Raw genomic sequence first — 331 nt, 5'->3', positions numbered from 1 at the left:
CTCGCTATCGCCCGGTACGAGCTCCAAAAGGAACGCGGCACCCTGCGCCTGCTCCCCCACGACCAGGCCATGCGCATCCTTGACGGCGAAGAAGAGATGCCGCAGGGGCCCAGCGCGTGAACTACACAATTGTCTGGCACATCGACGCCCTGCAAGCATTGCGCCGCTTCGCAGACGATGACCCGGACGGAGTCAAGGACGTCCGTGCAGCAGTCGCCACACTTGCGCTCGACGCCCGCCCTCCCGGCAGTTACGCTTATGGGCCCGACTACGCCCGCCTGCGGATCGGTGATTACCGAGTGACCTACGAGATCAACGCAGGGCAGCTGAC

1 protein-coding gene is annotated in these 331 nt (G+C 64.7%); it reads left to right on the top strand.

Features of this window, described 5'->3' with window-relative positions; translation table 11 throughout:
- Positions 1–116: 116 nt before the first annotated feature.
- Positions 117–331: type II toxin-antitoxin system RelE family toxin (locus IG74_RS0145085; protein ID WP_030689779.1), on the top strand; the 215-nt coding region annotated here is incomplete at its 3' end.

This window comes from Streptomyces sp. NRRL B-1347 (genome assembly GCF_000720325.1).
Lineage (GTDB): Bacteria > Actinomycetota > Actinomycetes > Streptomycetales > Streptomycetaceae > Streptomyces.
The sequence above is the reverse complement of the archived record's forward strand: the minus strand, read 5'-3'. Positions and strand labels throughout refer to the sequence as shown.